This is a genomic window from Trichocoleus sp. FACHB-46 (genome assembly GCF_014695385.1).
Lineage (GTDB): Bacteria > Cyanobacteriota > Cyanobacteriia > FACHB-46 > FACHB-46 > Trichocoleus.
This window is the reverse complement of sequence record NZ_JACJOD010000008.1, coordinates 61,471-74,945: the sequence shown is the minus strand read 5'-3', so window position 1 is coordinate 74,945 and position 13,475 is coordinate 61,471. Positions and strand designations below refer to the sequence as shown.

Here is a 13,475-nt window from a genome sequence, read left to right as displayed (position 1 = left end):
ATAGAGACTGAAAGGGACGAAAATTTGACACCTTAAAAACAACTCTCAAGCAATTTTTTCAAAACGATTGGTAGAAAACTATGGTTGGGGCGAATCAAATTAAGACAGCAGCTCTACTGGGGTTGCTGAGCGGACTGATTGTTTTAGGCGCTTATTATCTGGTGGGTGATGAGCAAGGACTTTATTTAGGCTTGGGCATTGCCGCCTTTACCAGTTTTAGCTCTTGGTACTATTCTGATAAAGCTGCTCTGGCTGCCTATCAAGCACAGCCCTTAGCCCGTGAGGAAGCTCCAGAACTGTTCGACATGGTGGCTTCGTTAAGCGATCGCGCCGAGATCCCCATGCCGAAGTTGTTTCTGGTGCCAACTCAATCACCCAACGCTTTTGCGACAGGCCGTGATCCAGAGCATTCGGCGATCGCGGTGACCCAGGGCATTATTGACTTGCTCTCACGCGAAGAACTCGAAGGCGTCATTGCCCACGAACTGACTCACGTGCGTAACCGAGACACCCTGACTCAAGCCGTAGCAGGTACTCTGGCTGGAGCCATTACCTTTCTGGGTCGCATTCTCACGTTTGGTGCTTTGTACGGCCCTGTGACTCGTGATACTCGCCGGGGTGGCAACCCATTTGCCATTTTGTTCTTGATTATTTTGGCTCCATTGGCCGCAGGTCTAATTCAGTTCGCTATTTCTCGAACTAGAGAATTTGCTGCCGACCAAGGTTCAGCGGAAATTACTGGTAACCCAACCGCTTTAGCTAGCGCCTTAGAAAAGCTAGAAAAGATCGGTTTACAAATTCCCATGAACGGCAATCCTGCCCTGTCTCCGCTACTTATTATCAATCCCCTTTCAGCTCAAGGGTTACAGTCGCTTTTCCGCACTCACCCTCCAACCGAGGAGCGCATTAAGCGCCTGCTAGAACTGGCCCAACAAAAACAGCAAGCTGCTCCAGCTCTGGTTTAGTTCTTTAGTCTGCGGTAACTTGACCTGCAATCTGGCAAGCTCCTAAAAAAGTTCCTAAGCCATAATTAAAGCCACCGTCTTCAGGCAAGCGGTGGCATTGTTTTTTGGTCTTTTGGCACTTTTCCAACTTGATTGAGTGGTTGATTCTATCTCTAGATAGATAGCTGCCTGATGCTGACAAAGATAAATTTTTTATTAAATTCAAAGAAAGACAATTAGAAAAGTGCCTGCTAACTAGAGCGATCGCCTAGTTAAACTCTGGATGAGTCAGTGGAGTGAGTGGGAAGAGTCGCTAGGATTGACCTCTGGGGGAAAGATGAATAGCTCTTTGCCCGATGATGAGGCTCTATGATGCAGTGCGATCGCCTCTGCCAAACGACAAAACATGATTGGAATCCATCTGCCGCTATAAAAGTAGACAACAACTTGACTGGCTGTGTACTCTTCCAACGGGAGCGGACTTCGCCAAGGGGAAATCACACTAAAAACCGCCTCCAAAGCGATAACGTTTTCATCTTGAACTAAAGAAATAATTTTTGTCGCCTATCCCAGGGACTACGTTGCTGGCTCCTAGAATTCAATTAGCAGTGGTTTATTGGGCATAGCTACGGCAGACCACAGCCGCAGTAGGCAGCGTTCATAGAATCATGACAATCGGGTTGATGGTTTGAGCACGAGGGAGCAACCATGACACAAACAACGACTTGGGACATTGTGGTTGTGGGGAGCGCCAACAGTGACTACTTGATTCGAGGCCCTAAACTCCCCTTACCTGGCGAAACCATTCAAGGCGAAACTTTTCTAGCTGCACCCGGCGGCAAGGGAGCCAATCAAGCCGTAGCGGCAGCACGTTTAGGCGCTCGTGTTGCTTTCGTGGCCCGCATTGGCAAGGATGAGCGGGGCCAGGCATTGATGGCTAATCTACAAGCTCAGGGCGTTGATACCAGCTATGTGGTGCAAGATGAGCAAGCTGCTACTGGAGTAGCGCTGATTATGGTGGGGCAGGGCGGCGAAAAGCAGATTTTAACCGCGCCTGGAGCGAATCATCAGTTGGCAGTTGTGGATGTCGAGGCAGCCCAAGCCGCGATCGCCTCGACTAAAGTTGTCCTGGCTCAGCTAGAAGCTCCTTTAGAGGTGGTGCAGGCAGCGTTTCGCTTAGGTCGGGAAGCAGGGGCACGGACAGTGCTTGATCCCGCTCCTGCGGTACCACTAGCCAACGAGCTGCTGCAAGAAGTTGATTTGATTCGCCCCAACTCCTCAGAAGCAGAAGTGATCACTGGCGTTAAAGTGACAGATCCAGATTCGGCACGTCAAGCGGCTGGTATCTTACTGCAACGAGGTGTGGGAGCCGTGGCAATGCAAGCGGGTGATGCGGGGAATTTGCTGATTTGGCCAGAAGGAGAATGTTGGTTGCCCAAAGTGCCTGTGCAGAGCATTGATGCGACGGGAGCAGGAGATGCTTTTGCAGCGGCGATCGCGGTTGCCCTAGCCGAGAATCAACCTTGGTCCGAGGCAGGGCGCTTTGCCAATGCCGCCGCAGCGATCGCCACGACAGGGTTTGGGGCGCAAACGGCTTTGCCGACTAGAAGCGCCATCATGAGCCTGCTGGCAACCACCTAGACCGAATCTCCTTCTGGGGATAGGTGAGCCGAAACGAAAACCTCAACAAATTTGAAGTTAGCCGCATTCCGCTCCCAGGCTGGGAGCCGCCTTACAGCAGGGGCAGGGATTGGCGCGTAATCTTTGCACTGTTTCTCTAAGAACTGATGAGTAAGCTGCTGGGACATACTGAATTGCATAGGCCAATGGTCATTAACAAATTACCTATCTGGCTCATGGGTGGAGCGATCGCCTTGAACTTGATGGGCTGCGAGTCGCTGAATCAAGTACTTCCCAACTTGCCATTGCCCTCTAGTTTTCCGACTCAGTTACCTACAGCTTCCTCTGCGTCTCCGTCTCCTGGGGACTTATCTGCTACGGTTCAATCACCCGCGATCGCGGAGATGGAGACAACAGTACGACAACGCATTAATGAAATTCGGCAGGAGCAAGGATTAAAACCGCTCCAAAACAATGACCGTTTGGCTCAGGTCGCTCGCGATTACAGTCGCCTCATGGCCGAGAAAAACTTTTTTAGCCACACTGGACCCGACGGCCGCAATGTTGGGCAACGAGTTCAAGCCGCAGGCATTATCTATTGGATCGTGGGTGAGAACTTATTTAAGAGCGTCAATATTCCCAACCCTGGACCTGTGGCTGTTAAAGGGTGGATGGAAAGCCCGGGCCATCGAGAAAACATCCTCACCGCCCCATATAGCGAGACAGGGGTGGGAGTTTGGCAGCAGGGAGAGAGCTACTACTTCACGCAATTGTTTTTGCGTCCACCCAGTCTGCCTGCGCTGTTCGAGTAGGCGATCGCCTAGCTATAAGTCAACTGTTCTTCTTCCACAATCGTCAGTTCTTTAGGCTGGCACCATTTCACCTGGACTGCAATGACCTTACTGCCTTCTCCCTCTAGATCTTCCACATACCCAGATTGAGCGTGATTGGCTTCTTCAACATTGCTGAAAGGACCAAAGTAATAGGTGCCTTTAGGCTGGGAGGTAACAATCTCGACCCACCAAGCAGAATCTTTCTGAACTTGCTTGCGACTAAGCAGCAAGAAGAGCGCCACGCAAAAAACGAAAAACACAAAGAATCCAAACATAATTTAAAGAGCTCAATAAAAACTTTTCAACAATCAAACAACTGATTTGTTACCACCCCATTGATTCTGAGACAGCTCAAAATTTGGGTCTGCAATTGATTGGAATAGAAAATCTTGCTTCAGTTAATGAATTCCATGATTCATTTACAACTGTTGTAGACTGGTCTGGGTTAAAGGCATGACTGCAAGCTGAATAGCATTGATGAGCATGGAATTCAGTTTCGGTTCAGGTCCTCAGGCCAGGAGTTGTTTTAGGATAGGCCGGGCTCTTGCTGACATTAATCATTCTTGAGGATGGATTTAACTCCAAACAGTCAACAACGTTACGTATTTCTCAGGACCGAATCTTAGCAGGCTACGATCGCTATTTAGTTCAAGTTCTAAGAGCTGCCTTTGTTGAATTAAGCATGTTTTTGGGTTTAATCTTCAAAATTTTAGATTGATTTTGATCCCATCTCAGTAGCAAGCAAAACAGTGACCTGTAAAATTTGATAGCCCATAGCGCCAGCGATCGCGAAATCCCGCTCATTGGTTATGCCTCAACGGAGGTGGGATCGGTAGAAAAAGGCCGAGGGTGGGCGATGCCGTAGCCTTGAGCGTAGTCCACTCCCAGCGCTTTAATCACCTCAAAGATGCGATCGTTCTCAACAAACTCAGCAATGGTTTGTAAGCCCATGACGTGTCCTACTTGGTTGATGGCTTCTGTCATAGCCATATCAGTAGGGTCTTCTAGAATATCTTTAATAAAGTTGCCATCAATCTTAAGGTAGTCTACGGGCAAGCTCTTCAGGTAGGCAAATGAAGACATACCAGAACCAAAATCATCAAGCGCAAAGCGGCATCCTAACTGCTTCAGTTCGCGCATCAGTTGGATTGCCTTGTTCAAGTTGGCGATCGCCACTGTTTCTGTAATTTCAAAACAGATGACTTGAGGTGGAACCTGATGCAGCGCAAATTGCTCATGGAGAAAATCAATGAATTGATCGTCATTGATACTCGCGCCTGAGAGGTTAATTGCATAAAGGCAGCGATCGGGAGCAGATTGGCAACGCTGCCAAGCGGCACGGTAATGTTGCCCTTGAGCCGCAAACAACGTGCGAATCACCCAGCGATCGATCAAGTGCATCAAGTTATAGCGTTCCGCAGCCGGAAGAAATGCCATTGGCGGCACTACTTTACCTGTCTCATCCCGGAGCCGCAGCAAAACCTCGTAGTGCTCTTCCTGAAGCTGGGCCTGTTGAGTCGCCACGATCGGCTGGTAATAAAGGCAGAAACGGTCTTCCTCTAAAGCCTGAGTAATGCGAACGGCCCACTGCATTTCCCCCTGTTGTTTTGCCAACTCCATATCGTCGGCTTGGTAAAGGTGAACACGGTTACGGCCTCGGCTTTTGGCAGCATAGCAAGCAGCATCAGCCGCGCTAAGAACGCTATTGAGGTCCGCTTCTTTCTGGTCGATCATGGTCAAACCGATGCTCACCCCCAAGCTAAAGGTTTGCCCTTGCCAGAGAAACCGGAACTCTTGCAAACTCCAACGCAAGGCATTGGCAATCTTGAGCGCTTGGTCGAGTTGACAGTTATACAGGAGCAGACCAAATTCATCTCCGCCTAACCGCGCTAAGATATCGGTCGATCGCACTTGAGCTTGTAGAGTCGCTGCAATCTGGCGCAGTAACTCATCTCCAGCTCGATGACCACAAGTATCATTAATGATTTTGAACTGATCCAAATCGAGATAACACAGGTAATGTTGTTGGCCTTGCGTCGAGACACTGGTAATGGCTTGCTCTAGACACCGCTCAAATTCTCGGCGGTTGGCGAGTCCAGTGAGGGCATCATGGCTGGCCTGCCAAGCTAGACGTTGTTCACTCTCGCGCAAGGCATCCTCAGCCTGCTTACGCTCAGTGATATCTCGCACCACCATACAAAAAGCTTCTCTACCCGCATAGGCAATCAAATTGGCATTCACCTCTACATGCACCAGACCACCCCAGCGATCGCAGTACTGTTGCTGGCTAGCGAGATGGGTTTCTCCTTGCAGCAAAGGCTGCATGGCTTGGTCTAGCGCCGCGCGCTCTAGAACAGCAACATCATAAAGGGTGAGTTCTAGGAGTTGCGAAACGCTGTAGCCTAACAGTTGCAAAAAGGACGCATTAGCTTCCAAAAACTGTTTTGTCTGAGCATCAATCAGAAAAATCCCTTCTGACGCTTGAGTCACCACCGCTCGATAGCGAGCCTCCCGTTCTTGGCACTCATGCTGAAACAGAATTAGCTTTTCTAACAAAAGTTGAGTAATAGCTCCGAAAACCAGACCAATCACCACCAAGAAGATAACTAAGTAAAACAGAGGCCGATGCCCCTGTTCATAAATGCTGCGAGTTAACTCAACTCGCACGAGTAAGGCAGGCTGGTCATAAATATCGTTTACCAACGCATAGCCCGCCACCTTTTCCTGGTTCAGAGGGCGCACTAGCGAGGGGTTCTTAATAGATAAAGCGGCTCGTGCCGAAGCAAAATCAGATGGGAGTTGGGCTGCGTCAATCCGATGAATCGTGATCGGATAGCCAGTGATCTGGGTGAATTGATTCACCTTGGTCAGATCTAAATAGCGCCCAAAGATGACCGTACCCCGTCTAGGCCCTTTTCCATTACTAGGCAAAATTGGTTGAGCCGTCACTAGCATCGGTCCATTGGGCAATAAGACCAGACCTTGACGATACTCGCCTGGTGGCAAAGCTTGTAGGAGTACACTCCCAGGAAATAGCTGTTGCTGTAGTGCGAGGGGGAGCAAGGTTTTTTGCTGCTTGCCTATGTCAAAGCCTGTCGCGTAAACAATGTGATTGGCTGTGTTGACGAAAGCAACTGCATTGACTTTCAAAGCTGAGAGCTGCTCTGCAATTAGATTGGCTTTGATGTATTGCGGATTAGCATCTTCTACAAACCTATAGGTGTCATCCCAAGCAGACCAATCTGTAAACCGACCGCTAAAGTCATTTTCAGTCCCAGCAATGGTATCGAGGACACCATGCAAAGCTAAGCGAGTATCTTGTTCTTCTGCTTTACGCAAGCTACTCATCAAGACAGTGGATGAGGCGGCATACAAGACAGTTAGCAAACTAGTGAGCGTCAAGCTAACCGCCAACAGAGTTTTTCGCCGCAAAGCCGCTGTTTGTTGCTTGGAAGCAGAAAGCTGGTGGCTCTCCTTCCACCATTTGGGCTGCATGTTTGACCAGAGGCTGGGCTTACCAGGGGAAGTTGGCAGGGCCATTTTAATACTTGGGGTTTTCGGAGATTGATTATCAAGAGCTTGACTTACCAAGGTTGCCCACCTTCTGCCACTGCTAAGTTTTGTCGCTCAGCCAGTCTGGATTACAGATCTCGCTTGCTTTAGCTCTAGTCTCATCTGAAAGATCGATGGCTGAGACGGTGAAATTAGCTGAATTTCGATCGGCTGTTTGACGGTTTTTCGATTAGATATTCCGGTAAATACGGAGAAGAGGGGCATCTAACCTATAGATACCCCTCTTCGATTCAAGAGAAACAATAGACTGCTGGCAGCATCAAAAAATCTGATTTGCCAGAAGTTTAACTAGATTTAGACTACGCTGCCACTAAACCACTATGACGGAGGAGTGGCTCGGTGCTGGGTTCTCGACCCCGGAAGGCTTTGAACACCTCCATCGGGTGTTGGCTGCCACCCAGGGCTAGGACAGTTTCCCGGAAGCGCTTGCCTGTATCTGCGATCGCCTCTGAGTTCTCTAAGCCTGCTTCTTCAAAAGCTGCAAAAGCATCCGCACTGAGGACTTCCGCCCACTTGTAGCTGTAGTATCCAGCCGCATATCCGCCTGCAAAGATGTGACCAAACGCGCAGAGGAAGTCATCTTCGGGGAGCGGTGGCATCACGGTTGTGGTTTCAGCGAGGCGTTGCCGCACATCTTGCACCGTTTCGCTGCCACCCGGTTGATAGTGGGCGTGGAGGACAAGGTCGAGCAAGCTGAAGTGTAACTGCCGCAACATGCCGCTACCGCTCATGTAGTTACGCGCTGACACAAGCTTGTCGTAGTAGTGCTCTGGCAGGGTTTCGCCCGTTTCGTAGTGCTTCGCCATGCTGAATAAAGTGGCGCGATCGTAGCACCAATTCTCCATGAACTGGCTGGGCAACTCCACAGCATCCCATTCGATGTTGCGAATGCCAGCGGCTCCAGAGTGATCGACTTTGGTCAGCATGTGCTGGAGACCGTGACCGAACTCGTGGAATAGCGTTTCCACTTCCCGGAAGTTCATCAAGCTGGGCTTGCCGTCAATGGGAGGCGTTTGGTTGCAGACCAAGTAAGCCACAGGCAGACGAGTACTAGCTTTCCCTTCCACCGTCAGCTTGGCCCGATTGACGCAATCATCCATCCAGGCACCGCCACGCTTCTCAGCAGGACGGCTGTAGGCATCGAGGTAGAAGTACGCGATCGCCTCTCCCGACTCATCGGAGATTTGAAAATAGCGCACATCTTCGTGCCACACCGGAGCCTGACCATCGGCAGCGGTGATGGTGACGCCGAATAGCCGCTTGGCGAGACCAAACAAACCGTCTAAAACTTGGGGCAAGGGGAAGTAGGGGCGCAGTTCTTCGTCGTTGAAGGCAAATTTTTCTTCCCGCTGACGCTCAGCCCAATAGCTGACATCCCAATGCTTCAGCTCGCCGGATTCTCCTTTGGAGGCGGCATAAGCTTTCAGGTCAGCCAAATCTTTAACTGCGGCATCGTAGCTCACTTGACGCAGTTCTTCCATCAACTGCTCCACCGCCGCCACGTTGGGAGCCATTTTGCTGGCTAAGCTGAGTTCGGCATAGTTATCAAAGCCGAGCAGTTGGGCTTGCTCTTTCCGTAAGGTCAGGATGCGATCGATCAGTGGTTTATTGTCGAGGTCACCCTCTGAAGCGCGGCTAACGAAGGCTTTATAGAGTTTTTCACGCAAATCGGAGCGAGTGCTGTGTTGCATGAAGGGGCCGTAGCTGGGGAAGTCGAGGGTGATCCGCCAAGGGCCATTTTCTGCGGTGGCATTTTCTTCTCCAGCGGCACGGGCAGCTTGGGCAGCCAGACTCAGCGAGCTAGGAGGTAACCCGTCCACTTCTTCCGGGGTGGTCAGCGTCATGCTGAAGGCTTTGGTGGCGTCCAACACGTGGTTAGAGAACTGAGTAGATAGCTCTGCCATTTCCATTTGAATGGCATTGAAGCGCTCTTTGGCTGCGCCTTCTAACCCAACACCAGACAGCTCCGCCTCCCGAATCGCAGCTTCGACGATCCGTTTTTGAGCAGGTTCTAAGTTAGTCCAAGCATCACTATCGCGCAGCGCTTTGAAGCCTTCATAGACAGGTTTGCTTTGACCAAGTTTGGTCCAGAACTGCACCACATGAGGCTGCATGGTTTCATGGGCTTCCCGCATTTCTGGGCTGTTTCTCACCCCCATCAGGTGCCCAACGATCCCCCAACTCCAACCCATGCGATCGCTCAGACGATCAAGGGGTTCGACCAAGCTGCTCCAAGTGGGCTGCACATTCGCTTCTAGAGTCACCAGTTCTTGCTCTAGCTCTTGCAGTAGTTGGGTAATGGCTGGAACCACATGCTCTGGCTTGATGGCATCAAAGGGGGGCAGTCCTTTACCAATCAGCAAGGGATTTTGGGTGAGGGTGGCACTTGCACTCATAAGTTATTTTTCTTCGGCATATCTATTACTCCTCACTGTAACGAATGCCTGACATAGACAACCAGTGCGGAAACCCCATCTGCGATCGCCCCTCCTCCAGTTAGAAAAGCGATCGCCTTCCAATCAGCAATCAAACTTTATGCTTGAAACCTTTATGCTTGAAACGTGCTTAGAAGCTTTTATACTTGTCCGAAATCACAGAAGTCAGTATAGAAGTTGTTTAGGGTTGAGATCGCCTTGCTCAGCCCTTGCTAAGGGGGAAGTTTAGGTATTCACCTCTCCACCCATTCCAGAAATTCAGTCATGCAATCTACTGTTACAAAAAACACCTTAACGGCATTGTTGTGTCGCCCCATTATTCCGAGTATCAAAACCCTAGTAGGTGCATTGATACTAGTTGCAACAACTGCCTTGCCCGTTTTAGCTTGTGGAGGTGGTTCTGAAGGCGCTGTGATTTTACTTGCATTTCCTCTAGGTGTTGCAGCAATTTTTTACGGGTTGCCTCTGCTGCTGAGCCTTCTGATTGAATCAGCAATCTTGCACTATCAGGAGTCAGTGGGGTGGCTCAAATCTTTTGGGTTATCTTTACTAGTCAATATTGGCGGGTTGGTTGCCGTTGTGTTTGGGACAGTAATATCCTTTGGTCTACCACCCTTCGGTTTTATAACTTTGGCATTTCAAGGTGTCATATTAGGACTAATGCTGACCACGTTTTGCCGCCGAACAGGATACTTTCTAGGGCTAACCAAAGGTTTAGGGCAAATAGGCGTTTATATCTTATTGCTTGGGATGAGCTACGGTAGTTTGGCTCTAGACCGCATTGTTGAGACTTCTCAAGAACCAGATGTGCTCTTACCACCCATTGCAGGTTTATTGCTGATTGGATTTTTGTTTAATCTGATTGTTGAAGGCTGGATTCTTTCGCTATTAATGCCAAAACTTCGTCCTCAACTCGCCTCTACGGTTGTTTCAATGAATGTCTGGTCCTACGGGATATTGCCTGCGTCAATGCTGCTCTCAAAATACCTTCAAGGAATGCCTCTGTTTAGCTAATTCCTTGATCCGAATCCCCACACATTTGATCATTGGGCGAACCGATCGCAGTTGATGACACTTCGATCGCCCGATCGCCGTATTTATTCGCCCGTGACCAATTGTTCGATCGCATCTGCTTTAGTCGGGAGCGCTGCGGTTAAGACCTCAGAGGCTGATTCCGTCACCAACACATCATCTTCAATCCGAATCCCGCGCACATCGGCAAACTGAGCTAACCGATCCCAATTCACCACATCCTTGTAGCGCGATCGCCGCTCTGGGTCATTCAAAATCGCAGGCACTTGATAGAAACCGGGTTCAATTGTTACCAGCATTCCTGGTCGTAACGGGCGATCGAGTCTTAAGTAACAGAGGCCAAAGCGATCGCTGCGGCTTCTCCCTGTTTCGTAGCCTGCTAAGTCTCCTAGATCTTCCATATCATGCACATCCATCCCCAAGATGTGACCCACACCGTGAGTGAAGAACAGCGCATGAGCATCCATCGCAACGAGATCTTCAGGTTTGCCCCGCAAAATACCTAAATCTAGTAGACCTGCGGCAATGATCAAGGCAGCGCTGAGGTGGATGTCGCGATACTCTACTCCGGGTTCTAGCTTGGCAATGCAAATATCATGGGCCGCTAGCACCACTTCATAGAGCACTCTTTGAGTGGGTGAGAACTTACCCGAAACGGGCCAAGTCCGGGTAACATCTGCGGCCCAACCGCTGGTTGTTTCTGCCCCTACATCAGCCAAAAGCAAATCTCCTGACTTCAGCGCGTGGTGATATTGCTCATTGTGCAGCACCTCACCCTGCACCGTGACAATGCTGTTGTAAGCACAGGTCATATTCTGCGCCACAAACACGCTTTCCATTGCAGCTCGGACTGCCGCTTCGGTTTTAGCACCGGGGGTGACTGCCATCCCCACACGATGGGCATTTACTGTTGCCACCGCTGCTTTCTTCAACTCCGCGATCGCCGCAGCATCATGAGTTAGCCGCAGAGTCACGATCGCCTGAGCTAGCGCCAAATCATTTCCGGTGAGCTGATTGGCAGGAGGAAGCGATCGCTCCAGAATTTGCGCCTGTTGCTGACGAGTGGCTGCATCTTGCACCGGAATTGTCGCCGCGCCAGTTGATCGCATCCCTAAATCGGTTAAGGGAAACGCAGCATCCGCACCAATGGCTGTAGCAATCTCGTCACGAGTCAGGGTGGAGCCGTGCCAGAGCGCGCTCGCAGGCGTACCTTCATCGATGAATAGTTCCAGCTTCCCTGCTTCTAGCCGAATCGCTGCGTTTTCCAGCGGTAAGCCTGCAAAGTAGAGAAAGTGGCTACTGGCCCGAAATGGATACACGTTGGCGGGAAAGTTACGAGAACTGCGGCCACCAGACCACAGGACCACAGGGCCATCCAACAAAGCGGCTAAGCGCTGACGGCGATCGCGCAAGGCATTGGCAAGCGCTTCAGAATTGCTAGGAATTTGCATAACTAGACCGTAGCAGCTCTACTCTTTAACCAAAACCCCGTTGAGGAAAATATCGGCTAAACCTTCGGCCATTTCCTGCATAGCTTTGGGTGAAGCCTTCTCACCCATCACAGTATCTTGACTAAAACCCGCGATCGTAAACATGCCCAAGAAGATACGAGCTACTATTCTGGGATTCATGGGGCGATAAACACCGCGATCCATTGCGGTCTGGAAGAAGGCTTCGGCCACATCCGTCATCTTATCGACCACTTCTAGTTGGATGCGATCGCGCAAATCGGGGTGGAACTGCGCTTCCATAAAGCAAACCCGCAGCATGTCCATATTCTGGTGCAGGTTCAGCATCCGTCGTCGCATCACCTGAGCCACGGCCTTATAGCTACCCATTTCACTCAGCTCGGTCAGCAAATCGGTGAGAATCTCTATCCATCCCTGCGTGGCAACTTCAATCAAAATTGCCTTCTTGTTAGAAAAATGCCGAAACAGCGTCCCCTCTGCCACACCCGCTGCTTGAGCTAAATCTCGCGTGGTCGTACCGTCGTAACCTTGGCGCGAGAATAATCGTTGGGCAGCTTGCAGAATCCGAGTTCGCGTTTCTGCTTCCGATTGAGGCGGTCGATTGCCAATTCGCATAAAGCTTAAAAAATGGGGATCATGCTGTTAAAGCAAGTATCGTTATTTTCTATCAAGTGAGCAATCAATCCGTAAAACTTTCACATAACCTTACATAAGTTGCAACTTCGTGATTTATCGTTTGAACATTAACTCAGGATTACTACTAAATGTCAGTAAGAAATTCCTAAAAACCAGCGAGCGCGAGTCACCCAAACACTCGCTTTTTTACGCATTTTTTCATTCGCCACAATACCTTTCGATTGACTACCAACAAAGTTGAAAGAATCTGCCTTTTACAGTACGGTAATTGCGATCGCTTCTTGAGAAAGAACCGAACAACTCAAACTTTTTAACTCGCTATTTTGATACTTAGAGAGAGTTAGATGAACTAGCTAGAACCTCTACAGAGCAGAGCTTAACAAGGTTGAATCAATGAGCTAGTTGCAGTCTCACTCCCCTGCATCAAGTATTGGAGGTAAAACATATGACACTCGTACGTTGGGAACCCTTCCGCGAAGTTAATAGCCTACAACGAGAAATGAATCGGCTCTTCGATCGCCTAGCTAATGGAGATGAAGGAGATTTAACTAATACTAGAACTCCTTTTATCCCAGCCGCAGAAATCTATGAAACAGGTGACGCAATTCAACTCAAAGTTGAAGTACCTGGGCTAGAAGCCCAAGACCTAGACGTACAAGTTTCTGCTGAGGCTGTTTCTATCCAAGGTGAGCGGAAATCTGAAACTAAAACGGAAGAAAAAGGCATGATTCGCTCGGAATTTCGTTATGGTCAATTCCAGCGTGTCATCCCCCTCCCCAACCGGGTTAAGAACGAGCAAGTAGAAGCAGAATTCAAGAATGGTGTTCTGACTTTAACCTTGCCCAAAGTTGATGGAGAGAAAAACAAAGTCGTTAAAATCAACCTAGGCTAAACCTAGTATGTCAGGGCGAGAGGTCATCAAATCCTCCATAG

General features: G+C 49.7%; 12 protein-coding genes. 5 read left to right on the top strand and 7 right to left on the bottom strand.

Features of this window, described 5'->3' with window-relative positions; all coding sequences use genetic code 11:
* Positions 1 to 80 precede the first annotated feature (80 nt).
* A complete protein-coding gene (locus H6F72_RS05115; protein WP_190432449.1) occupies positions 81 to 965 on the top strand; it encodes a M48 family metalloprotease in 885 nt (294 codons plus the stop codon).
* A 267-nt stretch (positions 966 to 1,232) separates the two neighbouring features.
* Here the strand turns inward: H6F72_RS05115 and H6F72_RS29950 are convergent, their stop codons facing one another.
* A complete protein-coding gene (locus H6F72_RS29950; RefSeq protein WP_190557375.1) occupies positions 1,233 to 1,445 on the bottom strand; it encodes a hypothetical protein in 213 nt (70 codons plus the stop codon).
* 207 nt (positions 1,446 to 1,652) lie between these two features.
* Between H6F72_RS29950 and rbsK the strand changes: the two genes are divergently transcribed.
* Positions 1,653 to 2,585 (top strand): ribokinase, encoded by a 933-nt coding sequence (rbsK, locus tag H6F72_RS05110; protein WP_190432448.1) that lies wholly within the window; start codon positions 1,653 to 1,655, stop codon positions 2,583 to 2,585.
* Between the two features lie 146 nt (positions 2,586 to 2,731).
* Positions 2,732 to 3,376 carry a CAP domain-containing protein gene (locus H6F72_RS05105; protein ID WP_242016793.1) on the top strand — a complete coding sequence of 215 codons (645 nt, stop codon included), beginning with the start codon at positions 2,732 to 2,734 and terminating at the stop codon, positions 3,374 to 3,376.
* 8 nt (positions 3,377 to 3,384) lie between these two features.
* Here H6F72_RS05105 and H6F72_RS05100 read toward each other — a convergent pair whose 3' ends face one another.
* The 3 genes from H6F72_RS05100 to H6F72_RS05090 form a co-directional block, all read right to left on the bottom strand.
* Positions 3,385 to 3,672 carry a DUF1816 domain-containing protein gene (locus H6F72_RS05100; protein WP_190432447.1) on the bottom strand — a complete coding sequence of 96 codons (288 nt, stop codon included), beginning with the start codon at positions 3,670 to 3,672 and terminating at the stop codon, positions 3,385 to 3,387.
* Positions 3,673 to 4,204: 532 nt separating this feature from the next.
* Positions 4,205 to 6,937: an EAL domain-containing protein gene (locus H6F72_RS05095; protein ID WP_190432446.1), complete on the bottom strand. Its 2,733-nt coding sequence runs from the start codon at positions 6,935 to 6,937 to the stop codon at positions 4,205 to 4,207.
* A 332-nt stretch (positions 6,938 to 7,269) separates the two neighbouring features.
* Complete coding sequence (locus H6F72_RS05090) at positions 7,270 to 9,366, bottom strand: M3 family metallopeptidase (protein WP_190432445.1); 2,097 nt, start codon at positions 9,364 to 9,366, stop codon at positions 7,270 to 7,272.
* A gap of 303 nt (positions 9,367 to 9,669) precedes the next feature.
* Between H6F72_RS05090 and H6F72_RS05085 the strand changes: the two genes are divergently transcribed.
* Entirely contained in the window at positions 9,670 to 10,419 is a 750-nt protein-coding gene (locus H6F72_RS05085; protein WP_190432443.1) for a hypothetical protein, read from the top strand.
* Here the strand turns inward: H6F72_RS05085 and H6F72_RS30700 are convergent.
* Genes H6F72_RS30700 through H6F72_RS05075 form a run of 3 tightly spaced genes read right to left on the bottom strand, consistent with a single transcriptional unit; the run spans position 10,412 to position 12,521 of the window.
* A complete protein-coding gene (locus H6F72_RS30700) occupies positions 10,412 to 10,534 on the bottom strand; it encodes a hypothetical protein (RefSeq protein ID WP_255527297.1) in 123 nt (40 codons plus the stop codon). The two genes, H6F72_RS05085 and H6F72_RS30700, sit on opposite strands and share 8 nt — an antisense overlap.
* Positions 10,503 to 11,888 (bottom strand): aminopeptidase P family protein, encoded by a 1,386-nt coding sequence (locus tag H6F72_RS05080; RefSeq protein WP_190432441.1) that lies wholly within the window; start codon positions 11,886 to 11,888, stop codon positions 10,503 to 10,505. The genes H6F72_RS30700 and H6F72_RS05080 overlap by 32 nt, the downstream gene beginning before the upstream one ends.
* Before the next feature lie 18 nt (positions 11,889 to 11,906).
* Positions 11,907 to 12,521: a TetR/AcrR family transcriptional regulator gene (locus tag H6F72_RS05075; protein ID WP_190432438.1), complete on the bottom strand. Its 615-nt coding sequence runs from the start codon at positions 12,519 to 12,521 to the stop codon at positions 11,907 to 11,909.
* A 466-nt stretch (positions 12,522 to 12,987) separates the two neighbouring features.
* Between H6F72_RS05075 and H6F72_RS05070 the strand changes: the two genes are divergently transcribed.
* Positions 12,988 to 13,434, top strand: a complete 447-nt coding sequence (locus H6F72_RS05070) for an Hsp20/alpha crystallin family protein (RefSeq protein ID WP_190432436.1) — start codon at positions 12,988 to 12,990, stop codon at positions 13,432 to 13,434.
* The last annotated feature ends 41 nt before the right edge of the window (positions 13,435 to 13,475 follow it).

Excerpts from the sequence above, each read along its gene's own strand:
- H6F72_RS05115 (WP_190432449.1), top strand. The coding sequence starts at position 81 with ATGGTTGGGGCGAATCAAATTAAGACAGCAGCTCTACTGGGGTTGCTG.
- rbsK (WP_190432448.1), top strand. The coding sequence starts at position 1,653 with ATGACACAAACAACGACTTGGGACATTGTGGTTGTGGGGAGCGCCAAC.
- H6F72_RS05105 (WP_242016793.1), top strand. The coding sequence starts at position 2,732 with ATGAGTAAGCTGCTGGGACATACTGAATTGCATAGGCCAATGGTCATT.
- H6F72_RS05100 (WP_190432447.1), bottom strand. The coding sequence starts at position 3,672 with ATGTTTGGATTCTTTGTGTTTTTCGTTTTTTGCGTGGCGCTCTTCTTG.
- H6F72_RS05095 (WP_190432446.1), bottom strand. The coding sequence starts at position 6,937 with ATGGCCCTGCCAACTTCCCCTGGTAAGCCCAGCCTCTGGTCAAACATG.
- H6F72_RS05090 (WP_190432445.1), bottom strand. The coding sequence starts at position 9,366 with ATGAGTGCAAGTGCCACCCTCACCCAAAATCCCTTGCTGATTGGTAAA.
- H6F72_RS05085 (WP_190432443.1), top strand. The coding sequence starts at position 9,670 with ATGCAATCTACTGTTACAAAAAACACCTTAACGGCATTGTTGTGTCGC.
- H6F72_RS30700 (WP_255527297.1), bottom strand. The coding sequence starts at position 10,534 with ATGCGATCGAACAATTGGTCACGGGCGAATAAATACGGCGATCGGGCG.
- H6F72_RS05080 (WP_190432441.1), bottom strand. The coding sequence starts at position 11,888 with ATGCAAATTCCTAGCAATTCTGAAGCGCTTGCCAATGCCTTGCGCGAT.
- H6F72_RS05075 (WP_190432438.1), bottom strand. The coding sequence starts at position 12,521 with ATGCGAATTGGCAATCGACCGCCTCAATCGGAAGCAGAAACGCGAACT.
- H6F72_RS05070 (WP_190432436.1), top strand. The coding sequence starts at position 12,988 with ATGACACTCGTACGTTGGGAACCCTTCCGCGAAGTTAATAGCCTACAA.